Genomic DNA, 17,413 nt, shown 5'->3' with positions numbered 1-17,413 from the left:
CGCATCACGATCTTCGTTAGTTGCTAACGAAGATCATATCTCAGCGGAACGTTGAACGCTTCCGTACCGCCGGTCTTCTCCGGCGGAAATGCCGGAAATGGCTGCGCGCGACGAACCATGGCGAGCGTTTCGGCATCGAGCGCTTGATTTCCCGACGATCCCAGGAGGCGAGAAGACAGCACGTGACCGTTGCGATCGAGTGTAAAGGCGATCCTGACGGCTGCCGTGCCTGACTGACCGGTGCGTGCGCTCTGGGGAAATTGCTTGAAGCGTTGCAAGTGTGATTGAACGAGCTGATTGTAGGACGCAGACGCTGCCCTGGAGGCACCGGCCGCGGCCGCTGATGCTGCAGGCGCGATGCGTTCTGCGCGCGGTGCTGCGGTGGTTTGCGGCGCTGCCGGCGTATCGTTCAGCTTCTTCTTGACCTCGGCGCGTATCGGCTTCGGTTTGGGCTTTTCCAGCACCGGTTTTGGCGGATCGGGAATGATCTTGGCGGGTTCGGGCGGGGGGGGTGTCGGCTCGGTTTTCTGCTCGGGCGGCGCTTCGACGACCGGCTTCTCCATCAGCGGCGTCGGCGGGATCTGTTCTTCCACCTGCTTCTGCTGAACGGGCTCGGGCGGCGGCTCGGACGGCGCTTCCGCTTTCTGCATCTCGGGGCCGGGCGCGATATCCAACGGCTGCGTTTCGGGCGCAGCGGTGGCCGGCGCCATGTCGATCATGATGGTGGGCATCGTAACGCCCGGCGGGTTCGGCTGATGGTACCACCAAATTCCTACGGCGATCAGGCCGGCATGGATCGCGACGATAGCGATCGCCGACCCGGTCCAGCGAAGACCGACGCTGTCGGTCGGCGCATGTAGCGCAAAGACGTTCATGGCGCGGAGGTTCGTCCGTCGAGGCCGACCAGTGCGATCTTGAGATAGCCTGCATTGCGCAGCAGGTTCATCACTTCCATTAGATCGCCATAGCTCACGACCTTGTCCGCGCGCAGGAAGATGCGCTCGTCTTTGTTGTTCTTGGTCGCAGCATCCAGCGCGCCGCTGAGCGTATCGCGCGGGATGATGTCTTCGCCGACGGCGATCGTCAGGTCAGGCTTGACGGTGACGAAGACCGGCTTGTCGGGACGCGGCTGTGGTTCGACGGCGCTTGCCGGCAGATCGACACCGAGATCGACCGTTGCCAGCGGCGCTGCCACCATGAAGATGATCAGCAGAACCAGCATCACGTCGATGAAAGGCGTCACGTTGATTTCGTGGTTGACTTCGAGGTCGTCACCGCCGCCTGAGCGTCCACCTAATCTTGCAGCCATGGTCTATTCCGCCGCCCGCGAGATCGGCATGCCGCGACGACCGTGATCGCGGCTCATCAGCAGCATGACCTGTGCGGAGGCATCGCCGAGCAGCGCACGGTAGGTCGTGATGTTACGAACGAGCTGGTTATAGATCACCACGGCCGGAATGGCTGCGACGAGACCAAGTGCTGTCGCGAGCAAGGCTTCGGCGATGCCCGGCGCGACGACGGCGAGGTTGGTGGTCTTGGTTTCCGAAATGCCGATGAAGGCGTTCATGATGCCCCAGACGGTTCCGAACAGGCCGACAAAGGGCGCAGTCGCACCGATCGTTGCGACCACGCCGATGCCGCGGGAGATCCGGCGTGACATTGCCTGTTCGACGCGCTCAAGCCGGAGCGCAATGCGCTCCTTGAAGCCGTCATCGAACAGTCCATGGGAGAGGGCAGTCTCGCGCACTGCCGAATGAATGAGCTGGGCCACGGGATCGCGGGCGTTGGCGCTGTCGTGCTCGACCTGGGCCAGCGTCGTGTCGCTTTCCAGTATGTCGAGGCGCCGTTTGGCGGACCGCGTTTCGCGGCTGAGTTCGATGGTCTTTGCGAGCCAGACCGTCCAGGTTACCAGCGAGGCGATCGCAAGACCGATCATCACGACCTTCACCACGATGTCGGCATTCATGAACATGCCCCATGGGGACAGATTATGCGGCAGCAACGCTTCCGTGGTCGCAGCTACAGCAAACTGCGGAACCGCCGCCGTTCCGCTAACCGCCACGAATACAGTTGTGATGGAAGACCAGGATCTTGTCATAGGGGCTGCATTCCGTCGGTCGAAGTTTGCAATGGGAGATGATGGCGAAGAATAGCTTCGCATGTGAACGATGTCGCCCTCTGGAGACCGAGTTGAGGCCCAAACTGGAGCGATTCCAAGGTCATTGGGCTCAAAATCTCATACTCGTGAAGAGCCGCACGCCGCGCCCAGGCTGCAGCACCTCGGCCTTCTTGAAGGAGATGTGGTTGCGGACCTGCTCGTCGAGCAGATTGTCGCCGGTCACGCCGAAGGTGATGTCGCGCAGGCCGCCGTCGACCTTCGCGAATGTGTGGGTATAGCTCACCTCAGCCTTCAGTAAGTTGTAGCCAGCCGTCGAAGTTTCATTGAGCGCAATGTCATTCTGCGTGAATGCATGCAGGACACCCAGACGGGCATACCATTCGGCGCTGCGCCACCAGACGCCGCCGCCCACGCGCATCGGTGCGATGCGCGGAACATTGCTGCCATCGGCAAAGGTCGCGCGGACCACGTCGAATTGGGTGTCGATCCCGAGCATGCCGTCGCTGAGCGGAGTCACATCGAGTTGTGCCATCAGCTCGGCGCCGCGGAAATTGGCATCTCGCTGACCATAGGCGACCTGCAGAAGCGGGCCTGTCGCGCCGCAGCTTGCGAAAGTGTCGGTGCAGAAGTTGCCGGTTACTTGTTTGAAAATGAAATCGAGATAGCGCGTGTAGTAGAGGCTGGCCTCGAAGCGAAGCTGGCCGCTGCTGCGCTTGAGGCCCACTTCGACCGACTCTGCGGTTTCGATTTTCAGATCCGGATTGCCGATGACGAAGGTGCCGGATGCGCCATCAGAGCCGCGCGAGTAAAGTTCCGGCGCGGCAGGCGCGCGCTGCGCACGCTGTACGCTCAGATTGGCAACCATATCCCAAGGCAGTGATTTCAGCAGTCCAAAGCTGAAGCTCTTCGGGGTGAAATCGCGTGTCGCTGCGGTCTCGGAGAATGTGTCGGGCGGCGGAAGAAAATTGCTGGGGAAGATCGGCGCCATGCCGGATACCGACAGGCTCTCGATACGGCCGGCGGCCTGGAATTTGAGTGTGTCCGAGAGCTGCAACTGCTCGAACACGAAGCCCGCGACGGTGTCCGTATTGGTGGGAGCGAGCAACCCGCCCAGCAGCCCCGCGGTGCCGAGCTTACGATTGCTGGCCTGCACGCCCCAGCTTCCGGTCAATGCGCCGAGCGGTGTTGCGACCGAGGCGTGGTCCAGTTCGAAGCGGCCTTCGATTTCCTTGTTGGTGATGGTGTTCTGCAGGCCATCGACGCCATTGCTGCCGATGCCGAGCTCGCCATGCTTGTAGTCGCTGACGCCGAACGTATAGCGGATCGCGGCGATGCCGTCGGTTGGCGCGCGCCATTCGCCCTTGCTGGTGACCTTGGTTTGTTCGAGATCGATGCGGGTCCGCGACGCGGATTCGGCGATGCCGGGGATATGATACAGGCTGGTGATGTGCTGGATCGCGGTGCCGATATAGCCGCCATCGAAGATGTAGGAGCCGCCGACCGACTGGCCTTCCGAGCGCAGCCGCGTATTGGCCTGGACGCCGCCGCCGGGAATTCTGTAATCGCCGGCGCTGCGGCCGAAGGCGTCGACGTGAATGGCGACATTGTTGCCTGACGCATCGATGCTGGCCGCGCCGTCGATGCTGCTATCCACCGAGGAACCGCCGCCCTTGATGCGCGCACTGAAATTGTCCGGCACGAGATTTTCCGGAATGCGGTTGTTGCTGGCGGTGACGACGCCACCGATGGCCTGATTCCCGTAGCGCAGCGTTGCGGGACCGCGGATCACCTCGATCTTGTCGGCAGAGAGCGGATCGACCGGGACCTGATGGTCCTGGCTGAAATCCGACGCGTCCTGGCTGCCGATTCCATTTTCCTGAACTCGGACACGATAGTCATCGAGGCCACGGATATTCGGTCTGCTCGCGCCCGGCGCAAAGGTCGATGCCGCAACACCCGGCTGGGTGGCGAGCAAGTCGGCGATGGAGGCGGATGTCGTGCGCTGCAGGGCGTCGCCGGTTAGCAGGGTGGTGGACTGGAAGCCGTCCGTTTCCTTCTTCCGCTCGGCACTGACCACGATTTCCGACAGCGTTTGCCCCTCCTGGGCCTTCGCCTCTCCAATCCAGATTGATGAGAGGCACGCTGCCCCCGTGATCGACGCCCACAACCTCAAACTCACGCCATTCCCCAATATTACTGATTTGATGCGAATGCTAATGCGAACTATTCGCAATAAGAGGCGAGAGCCGATGTATGTCAAGCCAGAAACAGGCGACTAATGATCGGGCAAGCACGCGAGGTGGTCTAAATTATGTGCATATAAGTATCTTTGTATGCAATAAGGCGGAAGCATCTGGCGATGCTGACCGTCGGGCGCGTTGTGGAAATGCGAGATTTATCAGACGCCTAGGCGATCATTAGGGGTTCGTTAAGCTCTGGCACGAAGTTTGCGATGTCTGTTCCCAAGCCGATCCACTCGCGCCCTTGGGGAGAGCCAGAATGAAGCGTCGTGATTTTCTGAAAACCGCCACAAGCGCCGCCGCCGGCGCCATGGTCTCCGGTCCGGCGATCTTCTCGTCCGCCAAGGCAGATGCCCGATCCGAAACCCTGCTGATCGTCTCCGAAAGCGGCCCCAACAACCTCGATATTCATGGCGTCGGCACCAATGTGCCCGGCTATGAAGTGTCCTGGAATTGCTACGACCGTTTGATCGGCCACGAGATGAAAGCCGGCCCCGGCGGCGTTCCTTATTATGACCGCGACAAGTTCAAGCCTGAACTCGCCGAGGACATGACGATCAGCGACATGTCGGCGACCTTCAAGCTGCGCAAGAACGCGAAGTTTCACGACGGCACGCCGGTGACGGCGAAGGACGTGAAGTGGTCGCTCGATCGTTCGGTCAGCGTCGGCGGTTTTCCGACCTTCCAGATGAGCGCCGGATCGCTGAAGAAGCCGGAGCAGTTCGTGATCGTTGATGATCACACCGTGCGGGTCGATTTCGCCACCAAGGATCGCCTGACGATTCCGGATCTCGCTGTCATCGTCCCCTGCGTGATCAATTCCGAATTGGTGAAGAAGAACGCCACCGAGAAGGATCCGTGGGGTCTCGAATATACCAAGATGCAGACTGCGGGCGGCGGCGCCTACAAGGTGACCAAGTGGACTGCAGGCACCGAAGTCATTCTCGAGCGCAATGACGATTGGGTTTCCGGTCCGATGCCGAAGATCAAGCGCGTGATCTGGCGCATGGTACCGCAGGCCGGCAACCGTCGCGCGCTGCTCGAGCGCGGCGATGCCGATATGTCCTATGAACTGCCCTACAAGGATTTTCAGGAGATCAAGGCCAACGGCAAGCTCGATGTCGTATCGCTGCCGTTCTCCAACGGCATTCAGTATATCGGCATGAATGTCACCAAGCCGCCCTTCGACAATCCGAAGGTGCGTCAGGCTGTGGCCTATGCGCTGCCCTATCAGAAGATCGTCGATGCCGTGTTGTTTGGCCTGGCCAATCCGATGTTCGGCGCCTCTGCCGACAAGTCGACTGAAGTGGCCTGGCCGCAGCCGACCAAATACAACACCGATATGGCCAAGGCGAAAGCGCTGCTGGCCGAGGCTGGCTATCCCAACGGCTTCGAGACGACGATCTCGTTCGATCTCGGCTTCGCGGTTGTCAACGAGCCGCTATGTATTCTGGTGCAGGAAAGCCTTGGCCAGATCGGCATCAAGACCACGATCAACAAGATCCCCGGCGCCAACTGGCGCACCGAGCTGAACAAGAAAGAGATGCCGCTCTACACCAACGTGTTCTCCGGCTGGCTCGATTACCCCGAATACTTCTTCTACTGGTGCTATCACGGCGACAATTCGGTGTTTAACACCATGAGCTACAAGTCGCCGGAGATGGACAAGCTCATTAACGGTGCGCGCATGGCGGCCGCAACCGGCGACAAGGCGGCCTATGATGCCGACGTGAAGGGCTTCGTCGATCTCGCGTTCAATGATTTGCCGCGCATCCCGCTGTATCAGCCCTATGTCAACGTGGCGATGCAGAAGAACATCTCGGGCTACCAGTACTGGTTCCATCGCCGGCTCGACTATCGCGCGCTCGTGAAGGCGTGATGTGATGAGCGCGAGGAAGCTCGCCTGGTTCGATGATGGGGCGGTTCTATCGTCCCCTCCCCCCTTGCGGGGGAGGGTGGCGCGAAGCGCCGGGAGAGGGGTGAGCCACGAACTCTGGCGCTTGGTGCTCCCCCTCTCCCCAACCATCCCCCGCAAGGGGAGAGGGGGCGCCTTGAGCTTGTTTGCAACTATGTCGATGAACACGAGGCACGCACCATGCTCAGTCTGATCGGCAAACGACTGATGTTCGCGATCCCGAGTTTGATCGGGGTCGTGATCGTGACGTTCCTGCTGACGCGCGCTTTGCCCGGCGATCCCGCGGCCTATTTCGCGGGACCGTCGGCGGACAAGCAGGCGATCGAGGAGATCCGCAAGAAGCTCGGTCTCGACAAGCCGCTGATCGAGCAATTCTTCCGCTATACGGCGGATCTGGCCAAAGGCGATTTCGGCAATTCGCTGACCACCGGCCAGCCGGTGGCGACCGAAATCCGCAATCGCCTGCCGGCATCGGCCGAGCTGACACTTCTCGGTCTGATGGTGTCTGTCATGATCGCCATTCCGCTCGGCATTCTCGCGGCCACGCGGCCGGGCTCATGGATCGATCATCTCTGCCGGGTGACGACGACGGCCGGCGTGTCGCTGCCGGTGTTCTTCACTGGATTGGTGCTGGTCTATGTTTTCTATTTCAGGCTGGGCTGGTCCCCGGCGCCGCTCGGACGTCTCGACGTGTTCGTGTCGACGCCTCCCAACGTGACCGGCTTCTATCTGATCGACAGTCTCATCGCCCGTGACTGGGAGGCCTTCAGGTCTGCCTTCAACCAATTGATCCTGCCGACAGCGACGCTGGCGATCTTTTCGCTGGCGCCGATCGCGCGCATGACTCGCGCGTCTATGCTGGCGATCCTGTCATCGGACTTCGTGCGAACGGCCCGCGCAAGCGGCCTGTCGCCACGCGCCGTGATTGTCACTTACGCGTTTCGCAACGCCATGCTGCCGGTTATCACCACGCTGTCGATGACCTTCTCGTTTCTGCTCGGCGCCAATGTGCTGGTCGAGAAAGTCTTTGCCTGGCCGGGCATCGGCTCCTACGCGGTCGAAGCCCTGATCTCGTCGGATTTCGCGCCGGTGCAGGGCTTCGTTCTGACGATGGCCGTCATGTATGTACTGATCAATCTGATCATCGACATTCTCTACGGCGTGATTGATCCACGCGTGCGGCTGGAAGGGTGAGGGGGAAACCATGAGCGCTGTCACGCCTGTCGATTCCGAAACCGTTCCTGCGCCGGCGCCTGCGCCCGCAAAGCGCATCTCCGGCTTTGCCGCGACGCTGCAGCACACGCGCTACATTCTCGGCGAGAACCGCGTGACGGCGTTTGCCTTCGGGCTGCTGGTGCTGATCGTGTTCGCAGCGTTGTTCGGTCCCTACATCGTGCCTTACGACCCGCTCGCCAGCGATACGGCCCAGGCATTGAAGGCGCCATCTGCGGCGCACTGGTTTGGCACCGATCAGCTCGGGCGCGATATTTTCAGCCGCGTTATCGTTGCGACCCGACTCGATTTCTTCATTGCCATTGCCTCGGTGGCCCTTGTCTTCGCCATGGGTGGTCTCGCCGGCATCGCCTCGGGCTATTTCGGCGGCTGGACCGATCGCATCGTCGGCCGTATCGCCGACACGATCATGGCATTCCCGCTGTTCGTGCTGGCCATGGGTATCGTTGCGGCACTCGGCAACACCGTGCAGAACATCATCATCGCGACTGCGATCGTGAACTTCCCGCTCTATGCGCGTGTCGCGCGCGCCGAAGCCAATGTCCGCCGCGAGGCGGGCTTCGTGCAGGCGGCCCGGCTGTCGGGCAATAGCGAGATGCGCATCCTGCTGGTGCATATCCTGCCGAACATCATGCCGATCATGATCGTGCAGATGTCGCTGACCATGGGCTACGCGATCCTCAATGCCGCAGGTCTCTCTTTCATCGGTCTCGGCGTTCGGCCGCCGACTGCGGAATGGGGCATCATGGTCGCCGAAGGCGCGTCCTTCATGGTGTCGGGCGAATGGTGGATCGCACTGTTTCCCGGCCTCGCGCTGATGATTGCGGTGTTCTGCTTCAACCTGCTGGGCGACGGTCTGCGCGACATCGTCGATCCGCAGCGACGGACGTGACGATGCAAGCATACTCCGCCGATCGCTTTCTTAACCTCTCCCCGCTCTGCGCGGGGAGAGGTCGACGCTCGCGTAGCGAGCGGCGGGTGAGGGGCAGGGCACTGACCTCGCCATCAACGCCGGTGTTTGCGGATCGCAAGAGCCCCTCACCCCAACCCTCTCCCCACAAGGGCGGGGCGAGGGAGCCTACCGAGCACGTGGAGACATCGGCATGACTGCTCAACCGCTTCTCGACGTCAGCGATCTCACCGTCGAATTCGCCACGCGGCGCGGCATCGTCAAGGCCGTGCAGCACGTCAATATTTCCGTGGCCAAGGGCGAAACGCTGGGCATCGTCGGCGAGTCCGGCTCGGGCAAGTCGGTGACGTCCTATGCGGTGATGCGCATTCTTGATCGCGCCGGCAAGATCGCCGAAGGCTCGGTGATGTTTTCCGGCGTCGATATCAAGGGCGCAACCGAGAATCAGATGCGCGACCTGCGCGGCCGCGAAATCTCGATGATCTTCCAGAATCCGCGGGCGGCGCTGAATCCGATCCGCAAGGTCGGCGACCAGATCGAGGACGTGCTGCGCCAGCATGCGCAGGCCGGCAGCGCCGACCGTGCGGAGAAAGCCATCGAGGCGCTGGAGCAGGTCAAGATCGCACGGCCACGCGAGCGCTATCATGCCTATCCGTTCGAACTCTCGGGCGGTATGTGCCAGCGCGTGGTGATCGCTTTGGCGCTGGCCTGTAATCCGCAACTCCTCATCGCTGACGAACCGACGACAGGGCTCGATGTCACGACGCAGAAAGCCGTGATGGATCTGGTCGTCGAGCTCACCAAGAGCCGCGGCATGTCGACGATCCTGATCACCCACGATCTCGGCCTTGCCGCTGCCTATTGCGACCGTGTGGTGGTGATGGAAAAGGGCAGGGTGGTCGAGACGGCGCTGTCGGCCGATATCTTCGCCAATCCGCAACACGCTTATACCAAGAAGCTGATGCAGGCGACGCCGCGGCTCGGTGTTTCGCTGCGCGATCTGCTGCCGGCCGAAGAACGCGCGGCGATGCCGGTGCAGCCGACGATTGCCGACAGCGCCGGTGCGGCCGTAGCGGAAAAGCCATTACTGGTGGTCGAAAATCTGGTCAAGGAATATGCCCGCCAGGGCGCGACAGCCTCTCTGGCAAAATTGTTTTCGCGCAAACCGCCGACCGAGCCGGATAAATTCCGCGCCGTCGATGGCATCAGCTTCACGGTCGGCCACGGCGAGAGCGTTGGCCTCGTCGGCGAATCCGGCTGCGGCAAGTCCACGACGTCGATGATGGTGATGCGGCTGATCGACAAGACGTCGGGGCGCATCTCGTTCGATGGCGACGAGATTGGCGAGATGGCGCCGAATGCCTTTGCGCGACTGCCGCTGCGCAAGAGCATCCAGATGGTGTTCCAGGATCCCACCGACAGTCTCAACCCGCGTTTCACGGCGGCGCGGGCCATTGCCGACCCAATCATGCAGCTCGGCGATATCAAGGGCTCTGATGCATTGCGTGCAAAATGCGAGGACCTCGCGCGACAGGTGGGGTTGCCGCTCGACTTGCTCGATCGCTTTCCGCATCAGATGTCCGGCGGCCAGAAGGCGCGCGTCGGCATTGCGCGGGCCATCGCGCTGCAGCCGAAGCTGATCATCCTGGATGAGCCGACCGCTGCGCTCGATGTGTCAGTGCAGGCAGTGGTGCTGAACCTGCTGCAGGACCTGAAACAGTCGATGGGGATGAGCTATTTGTTCGTATCGCACGATTTGAATGTGGTGCGTTTGCTGTGCGATCGTGTCATCGTGATGCGCACGGGGCGGATCGTCGAGCAGGGCCTGACAGAGGCTGTGCTGGATGCGCCGCAAGATGCTTATACGAAGGAACTGCTGTCGGCGATCCCGCATCCGCCGCTGCCGGTTCATTGAGACGAACGATCGAGAGAGGGACCGTGGCCGAACCGCTTGATGACTATATCGACGCCGTCGCCGGGGCGTTGGCACTGCCGATTGAAGACGCGTGGAAGCCGTCCGTCCGTGCCAATCTCGCGGTGACGTTGAAAATGGCGCGTATGGTCGATGAATTCCCGCTGCCAGATGAAACCGAGCCGGCGAACATCTATGCAGCTTGACCCTGTCATCACAGCCCAGATTGTTCAAACCAATGGCGATTGGCGCCCGGCCTCCGAAATCGCCCAGGCGGTTGCCGCGAAGAAGATCTCGGCACTCGCCGTCACCGAAGCTGCGCTCGCGCGCATCGCGCAGCACAATCCGGTCCTGAACGCATTCACCGATGTCACTGCCGATCGCGCGCGCGCCACGGCGAAGGCGCTGGATGCCGCGATTGCCGCCGGTCAAAGCGTCGGCCCGCTTGCAGGCGTGCCGTTTGCGGTGAAGAACCTGTTCGATGTCACGGGTCTGCCGACCCGCGCTGGCTCCAAAATCAATCGCGATCGTCCGCCCTCGATCCGCGATGCGACGCTGGTCGAGCGCATGGAAGCCGCGGGCGCCGTATTGGTCGGCGCGCTCAATATGGGCGAATACGCCTATGATTTTACGGGCGAGAATATTCACGACGGCCCGTCGCGGAATCCGCATGACGTGACCCGGATGACCGGCGGCTCATCGGGCGGTTCTGGCGGCGCAGTCGGCGGCAGTCTCGTGCCGCTTGCCCTGGGGTCGGACACCAACGGCTCGATCCGCGTGCCGTCGTCGTTCTGCGGCATCTTCGGCCTGAAACCGACTTATGGCCGGTTGTCGCGGGCGCGCTCGTTTCCGTTTGTCGCGAGCTTCGATCATCTCGGCCCGTTCGCACGATCGGTGGAGGACCTCGCGCTGTCCTACGACGCCATGCAGGGCCCCGATGCCGAGGATGCCGCGTGTTCAACCCGCGCCATCGAGTCTGTGACGGCGCTGCTCGGACAGGATATCGGCTCTCTCCGCATCGCTGCGGCCGGCGGATACTTCCGCAAGAACCTGTTTCCGGAGGCCCAGGAGGCGGTTGCGCGCGTCACGAAGGCGCTCGGCGTCACACGCGATATCGAGCTGCCCGAGGTCGCCCGCGCGCGATCAGCGGCCTATGTCATCTCGACCGTTGAAGGCGCCTCGTTGCATCTGGATCGCCTGCGCACGCGGCCCAATGATTTCGACCCGGCGGTGCGTGACCGGCTGCTGGCCGGCGCCATGGTGCCGGCGCCGCTGGTTGATCGCGCGCAGAAATTCCGCCGCTGGTATCGCACCAAGGTGCTCGCATTGTTCAAGGACGTCGACGTGATCATCGCGCCGGCGACGCCTTGCATCGCGCCGAAATTGGGGCAGGCGACTTTCGTGCTCGACGGCGTCGAACTGCCGGTGCGCGCCAATATCGGCATCCACACCCAGCCAATCTCCTTCATAGGCTTGCCCGTCGTCGCCGTGCCGGTGCCGCTCGATCCGATGCCGATCGGTGTGCAGATCATTGCAGCACCGTGGCGGGAAGACATCGCGCTGCGTGTCGCCTATGCTTTGGAGCGGGCCGGCGTGGTTGCTGCGCCCCGCGCAAAAGGGTTCTGACATGGACATTGATCTGCCTGACGTCATCGCCGAAGTGGGCGCCGCTTTCGCTCGCTATGAGAAGGCGTTGACGACCAACGACACGGCGGTGCTCGGCGAATTGTTTCGCAACGATCCGCGGACGCTTCGCTATGGGATGGGTGAAAACCTTTACGGTTATGACGAGATCCAGGCCTTTCGCGGTGCACGCTCGCCGGTCGGATTGGTGCGCCGCACTGCGCGCACGGTGATTTCCTCCTATGGCCGCGACACTGCGGTGGCCTCGACGCTATTTTATCGCGACACGGCTCCGGGTAAGGTCGGTCGACAGATGCAGACGTGGATCCGCTTTCCGGAAGGCTGGCGAATCGTGGCGGCGTCTGTCAGCCTGATCGACGAACCGCAGGGCGCCAAGGGATGAGTTTCGACGACATGCTGATCCAGCCGGGCAAGCCACGCCGCAAGGCGGGCATCACCGGGCCGGTCAGCCGGGTTGACCGCGCCGGTGCGACCACCGGCAAACTGACGCGCGCTGAAGAACTCCGCCTGCAACTCGCCGACGAGATCGTGCGCGGCGTGCTGGCGCCCGGCACGTCGCTCGACGAAACCGATCTGGCGCAACGCTTCAATGTCTCGCGGACGCCCGTTCGTGAAGCGTTGCGCCAGCTTACGGCAAGCGGCCTTGTCGACTCGCGCGCGCATCGCGGCGCCGTGGTGGCGCAGCCGTCGATCGATCGTCTCACCGGCATGTTCGAAGCGATGGCCGAGCTCGAAGCGATATGTGCCGGTCTCGCCGCCGAACGGATGCCGGCCGTACAGCGTCACGGGCTGGAGGCCATTCACGAAGAGCTGCGGGTGCTGAGCTATGACGGCAATCCGGATCGCTTCCACGAAGTGAACGAGCGTTTTCACAACGCGATTTATGCGGGCTCGCAGAACGAATATATCGCCGAGATCACGCTCGCGACCCGGGTTCGGGTGCAGCCGTTCCGGCGCGCGCAGTTTCGCAATCTCGGTCGTCTCGCCAAGTCGCAGGCTGAGCACGACCGCGTCGTCGTCGCCATCATGCGCGGCGATCGCAACGGCGCCGCCGCGGCGATGCGCGCCCATATCGAGCTGGTACGCGGCGAATACGAGCATTACGCCGTTTCGCTCTAGGTACTAATTCCCTGCATAAAATGGGAACCAACGCGTTCTTCGTGGGTTGTTTCACGGAGAATGTAACCCTTTGGCGCTGAATCACCCGTCACCGCAAGGTTTCGGGCTTTTCGCGTTGATATCGATTTCCGCTTGTCCGTGGGGGTAGCGAGCAAATGCTCAGGAGCAAGGCGGCATGGCTTATCTGAGCAGCGCGGACATCGCGGCTTCGCCGGTGCCGAGCAAGACGCCAGCTTCTGACTCGGATCGTATCATCGAAACCGATATTCCCGCACGCCTGGATGCGCTGCGTTGGAGCGGCTTTCACACACGGGTTGTCCTGGCGCTTGGTATTACATGGATACTCGACGGCCTTGAGGTGACCCTGGCGGGGGCGTTGTCCGGCGCACTGAAGGAAGATCCGGCGCTGCGCTTCTCGAACTTCGACGTGGGCTTTGCGAACAGCGCCTATCTCGCTGGCGCCGTGATCGGCGCCTTGGGATTTGGCTGGTTGACGGATCGCATCGGTCGCAAGAAGCTGTTTTTCATTACGCTTGCGCTTTATCTCACGGCGACTGCCGCCACGGCGCTGTCATGGAATCTTGCCAGCTATGCCGTGTTTCGATTCCTGACGGGCGCCGGCATTGGCGGGGAATATACCGCGATCAATTCGACGATTCAGGAGCTTGTCCCGGCGCGCTATCGCGGCTGGACCGATCTGGTGATCAACGGAAGCTTCTGGTTGGGCGCCGCGATGGGCGCGGTTTGCGCCATCGTCCTGCTCGACCCTGCAGTGATCTCGCAATCCTACGGCTGGCGGCTGGCCTATTTCACCGGCGCCATCTTGGGTCTCATCGTGCTGTTCATGCGAATGTGGATTCCGGAAAGCCCGCGCTGGCTGATGATCCATGGACAGCCGCAACGCGCAGAGGAGATTGTGGCTGAGATCGAAACCTCCGCGCATCAGAAAGCAAGGCCATCGGTTCTGGCGGCGCTGCCGAAGATCAGGCTGACGATGCGCGACCATACGCCGTTGAAGGAGGTCGCGCAGACGCTGTTCGTGCTGTATCGGCAGCGCTCGCTGGTTGGTCTCGTGCTGATGGCGTCGCAGGCGTTTTTCTACAACGCGATCTTCTTCACCTATGCGCTGGTACTGACGGATTTCTTCGGCATCCCGTCCAACCATGTTGGCTGGTATATCCTGCCGTTTGCGGCGGGCAATTTTCTCGGGCCGCTGCTGCTCGGCCGGCTGTTCGATACGCTCGGGCGCCGCGTCATGATTGCGGTGACCTACGGGATGTCGGGCATACTGCTTGCGATCTCCGGCTATCTGTTCTCGATCGACGTGTTGAGTGCACAGACCCAGACCATCGCCTGGATGATCATCTTCTTCTTTGCATCGCCGGCGGCGAGTGCGGCCTATCTCACCGTCAGTGAGACGTTCCCGATCGAGGTGCGTGCATTGGCGATCGCTGTCTTCTACGCGATCGGCACTGGGATCGGCGGGGTTGCCGGCCCGGCTCTGTTTGGCGTGCTGATCGATACCGGGTCGCGCGACAGCGTGTTTGCCGGCTACCTGTTTGGCGCTGTTCTGATGATCGTGGCTGCGATCGTCGGCTGGCGCTATGCCGTCGCGGCGGAACGCCAGCCGCTTGAATCAGTTGCACGGCCGTTGGCCGTGGTGGAGTAGTATCATGAACATGCCACAGAAGATTATTGAAATTCCTGTCGACGATGCACCGCATTCCGAAGAGGTGCTGTATCCCGGCGCGGAATTGCCGCGGCTTAGCGAATGTGCGCTGCTGCTCGATATCGACGGTACACTGCTCGATCTGGCGCCGACGCCGCGTGAAGTGTGGGTGCCGCCGGATCTGGCGACGTCCATGGGTAAGCTGCTGCAGCGCACGAATGGCGCCATGGCGCTTGTCTCAGGTCGCTCGATCAACGACATCGATCTGATTTTCGCGCCGATGCAGTTCCCGGCGGTCGGTGGTCACGGTGCCGAAATGCGATTGTCAGGCGACAATGAATCGGTGGCGTCAGGCGCGCCGCCGATGGACAAGGAATTGAAGCGTCGCCTTGCTGCCATTGCGAAGTTGAGCCCGGGCATTCTGCTCGAGGACAAGGGCTATGCGCTCGCGCTGCACTATCGTCTCGCGCCGCATGCGGAGAAGGCGATCTATGATGCGGTTTCCGCGATCCGTGCCGATCTGCCGAATGCGCCGATCGAAGTGCTGCCCGGCAAGGCTGTCTGCGAGATCAAGCCAGCTGGCGTGACCAAGGCGACGGGCGTGATCGAATTGATGACGCATGAGCCGTTCAGCGGGCGCCGTCCGATCTTCATCGGCGATGATGTCACCGATGAATCTGTATTTGCAATCATGCCCGGCATGAATGGTCTCGCATTCTCCGTCGGTCGCCGTGCGCAAGGTGTGTCGGGTCACTTCGACGAGCCGCGCGATGTGCGCGCATGGCTCGCGCGCTTGCTGATCGACGATGCGGCGAAATCGAAGTGATTCACCTCGTGTCATTGATACCGATGCAGATGGAACTCACTGAAAGGTGAGTTCCATCGTTGCGTGCCCGAATTTGGTTTCAATTGGGTCGAATGGTGACGAGGAACCATATTGATGAACGGACGTTTATCAATGTGTGCAATCAGGAGGGGACCCTGTGAATCTCGTCGTAGTCTCAAACCGAGTATCGCGCGCTTCGGCGAATGAGCCGATGACCGGCGGTCTGGCAGCAGCCTTGCTGCCCGTGGTGGAGAAATCCGGCGCGATTTGGGTGGGTTCCAGCGGCCGCGTGCGCGACGGCGCGCAGAAGGAACCGTTTGCCGAAATTGAGGCGCTGGGCGCCGGTGCGCTGGCAATGCTCGATCTGCCTGCCGCGCATTACGGTGGCTATTACGAAGGCTTCGCCAATTCGGCGCTTTGGCCTGCGCTGCATTCCCGCACCGACCTGATCTGCACGTCGCACGATGATTATCAGTCTTATCGCGAAGTGAATTCGTTCTTCGCGCGCGCGCTGCTGCGGTTCCGCAAGCCCGATACCGCGTTCTGGATTCAGGATTACCATTTCCTTGCGCTCGGCGCAGAATTGCGCGCGCTTGGCGTGACGCATCCGCTCGGCTTTTTCCTGCATACGCCGTGGCCGGCACGCGATATTTTTGGCGGCGTGCCGCACCATCGCGAGCTGGTCGAGGCAATGCTCGCTTACGATCTGATCGGCTTCCAGACCGAAGGTGATCGCGACAACTTCCTGTCTTATGTCGATGGCGATCTCGGCCTCGATACGACGGGTGGCGTGGTGATGTCGCGTTACGGCGTGTCGCGCTGTGCGGTATTTCCGATCGGCATCGATCCCGCGAAGTTTGCTGCACATGCCGCCAAGGCGGCGTCGCATCCCGATGTGTCGCGGCTGCGCCGCAGCCTGAACGGCGAGAAACTCGCCATCGGCGTCGATCGCGTCGATTACTCCAAGGGCCTCGTCAATCGTCTCGATGCATTCGATCGCATGCTGACGCGGCAGCCGCAGCTCAAGCGCTCGGTCTCGCTGTTGCAAATCGCGACACTGTCGCGCGGCACGATCGAGGCCTATGGCGATCTGCAGAACCAGCTTGCGAAGCTGGTAAGCGATATTAACGGGCGTCACGGCGAAGTTGACTGGACGCCGATCCGCTATCTCAACAAGGGCTTCAGCCAGACCGTGCTCGCTGGCCTCTATCGCACTGCGCAGGTCGGTCTGGTGACGCCGCTGCATGACGGCATGAATCTGGTCGCCAAGGAATATGTCGCTGCGCAGAACCCGGTCGACCCCGGTGTGCTGGTGCTGTCGAAATATGCCGGCGCCGCCAACGAGCTCGATACGGCCCTGCTGGTCAATCCGCATGATGTGGACGGCATGGCGCGGACCATCGCGACCGCATTGTCGATGCCGTTGCTGGAGCGCCGCATGCGCTGGGAAGCCATGATGGCGAAGCTGCGCGCCGGCACCATTCAGGACTGGTTCGCCGATTTCGTCGAGGCGCTTCAGCAGGCCCATGTTGTCAATGACAAGACGCCGGTGGAAACGCTGCCGGTTGAGCCGGCCGTACTCTGGCCGGTCCAATCGCTGGGTGCTGGGGTCGGTAGCCGGTTCCACTGAGCCGCGGCGCCAGCCAGGCGAAATGGGGATGTCTCCCGCGGCGCGCTGGTGCGGGGATTGCTGTGCCGACGCATCGCAAGCCGATTCGCCGCTCGCCAGGGCGAGCAGGTGGCGCCAAGGCTCCCCCGAATTCCCTATATCCTTCAATAATTTGAGAAAAACCGCCGGGCCGGGCCGGCGGTCCCTTGCAAATCTC

The 17,413-nt window shown here is 61.8% G+C and carries 15 protein-coding genes; 11 read left to right on the top strand and 4 right to left on the bottom strand.

Translation table 11 applies throughout. The annotated features are described in order from the left end of the window. Window positions 1-23 precede the first annotated feature (23 nt). From A4A58_RS03220 to A4A58_RS03205, 4 genes are all read right to left on the bottom strand, one after another. A complete protein-coding gene (locus A4A58_RS03220; RefSeq protein ID WP_068729718.1) occupies window positions 24-875 on the bottom strand; it encodes a TonB family protein in 852 nt (283 codons plus the stop codon). Beyond that, the gene (exbD, locus tag A4A58_RS03215) at window positions 872-1,309 is read right to left on the bottom strand and encodes a TonB system transport protein ExbD (protein WP_068729716.1); all 438 of its coding nucleotides are present in this window, start codon (window positions 1,307-1,309) and stop codon (window positions 872-874) included. The genes A4A58_RS03220 and exbD overlap by 4 nt, the downstream gene beginning before the upstream one ends. Before the next feature lie 3 nt (window positions 1,310-1,312). Then, on the bottom strand, window positions 1,313-2,098 hold the full coding sequence (exbB, locus tag A4A58_RS03210; protein WP_086936946.1) for a tonB-system energizer ExbB: 786 nt from the start codon (window positions 2,096-2,098) through the stop codon (window positions 1,313-1,315). A gap of 130 nt (window positions 2,099-2,228) precedes the next feature. Beyond that, complete coding sequence (locus A4A58_RS03205) at window positions 2,229-4,298, bottom strand: TonB-dependent receptor (RefSeq protein ID WP_081421678.1); 2,070 nt, start codon at window positions 4,296-4,298, stop codon at window positions 2,229-2,231. Between the two features lie 320 nt (window positions 4,299-4,618). Here A4A58_RS03205 and A4A58_RS03200 point away from each other — a divergent pair, with 320 nt between their 5' ends. The 11 genes from A4A58_RS03200 to A4A58_RS03150 all read left to right on the top strand — a co-directional run bounded on the left by A4A58_RS03200 (window position 4,619) and on the right by A4A58_RS03150 (window position 17,217). Further along, window positions 4,619-6,238, top strand: a complete 1,620-nt coding sequence (locus tag A4A58_RS03200; protein ID WP_068729710.1) for an ABC transporter substrate-binding protein — start codon at window positions 4,619-4,621, stop codon at window positions 6,236-6,238. Window positions 6,239-6,454: 216 nt separating this feature from the next. Continuing rightward, window positions 6,455-7,468 carry an ABC transporter permease gene (locus A4A58_RS03195; RefSeq protein ID WP_068729708.1) on the top strand — a complete coding sequence of 338 codons (1,014 nt, stop codon included), beginning with the start codon at window positions 6,455-6,457 and terminating at the stop codon, window positions 7,466-7,468. 10 nt (window positions 7,469-7,478) lie between these two features. Further along, on the top strand, window positions 7,479-8,399 hold the full coding sequence (locus tag A4A58_RS03190; protein WP_244499646.1) for an ABC transporter permease: 921 nt from the start codon (window positions 7,479-7,481) through the stop codon (window positions 8,397-8,399). A 211-nt stretch (window positions 8,400-8,610) separates the two neighbouring features. Continuing rightward, a complete protein-coding gene (locus A4A58_RS03185; RefSeq protein WP_068729706.1) occupies window positions 8,611-10,332 on the top strand; it encodes a dipeptide ABC transporter ATP-binding protein in 1,722 nt (573 codons plus the stop codon). 23 nt (window positions 10,333-10,355) lie between these two features. Then, window positions 10,356-10,535 carry a DUF4089 domain-containing protein gene (locus tag A4A58_RS03180; RefSeq protein WP_068729704.1) on the top strand — a complete coding sequence of 60 codons (180 nt, stop codon included), beginning with the start codon at window positions 10,356-10,358 and terminating at the stop codon, window positions 10,533-10,535. After that, window positions 10,525-11,955, top strand: a complete 1,431-nt coding sequence (locus A4A58_RS03175) for an AtzE family amidohydrolase (protein WP_068729702.1) — start codon at window positions 10,525-10,527, stop codon at window positions 11,953-11,955. Before A4A58_RS03180 ends, A4A58_RS03175 begins: the two co-directional genes overlap by 11 nt. Window position 11,956: 1 nt before the next feature. After that, window positions 11,957-12,355 carry an oxalurate catabolism protein HpxZ gene (gene hpxZ / locus A4A58_RS03170; protein ID WP_068729700.1) on the top strand — a complete coding sequence of 133 codons (399 nt, stop codon included), beginning with the start codon at window positions 11,957-11,959 and terminating at the stop codon, window positions 12,353-12,355. Window positions 12,356-12,366: 11 nt separating this feature from the next. Next, window positions 12,367-13,092 carry a GntR family transcriptional regulator gene (locus A4A58_RS03165; protein ID WP_433993610.1) on the top strand — a complete coding sequence of 242 codons (726 nt, stop codon included), beginning with the start codon at window positions 12,367-12,369 and terminating at the stop codon, window positions 13,090-13,092. A gap of 175 nt (window positions 13,093-13,267) precedes the next feature. Next, window positions 13,268-14,761: an MFS transporter gene (locus A4A58_RS03160; RefSeq protein WP_068729697.1), complete on the top strand. Its 1,494-nt coding sequence runs from the start codon at window positions 13,268-13,270 to the stop codon at window positions 14,759-14,761. A gap of 10 nt (window positions 14,762-14,771) precedes the next feature. Then, window positions 14,772-15,587 (top strand): trehalose-phosphatase, encoded by an 816-nt coding sequence (otsB, locus tag A4A58_RS03155; protein WP_068730416.1) that lies wholly within the window; start codon window positions 14,772-14,774, stop codon window positions 15,585-15,587. A 157-nt stretch (window positions 15,588-15,744) separates the two neighbouring features. After that, window positions 15,745-17,217 (top strand): trehalose-6-phosphate synthase, encoded by a 1,473-nt coding sequence (locus A4A58_RS03150; protein WP_068729695.1) that lies wholly within the window; start codon window positions 15,745-15,747, stop codon window positions 17,215-17,217. The last annotated feature ends 196 nt before the right edge of the window (window positions 17,218-17,413 follow it).

This window comes from Tardiphaga robiniae (genome assembly GCF_001618955.1).
GTDB classification, from domain to species: Bacteria; Pseudomonadota; Alphaproteobacteria; order Rhizobiales; family Xanthobacteraceae; genus Tardiphaga; species Tardiphaga robiniae_A.
This window is presented reverse-complemented; position numbering and strand designations above follow the sequence as displayed.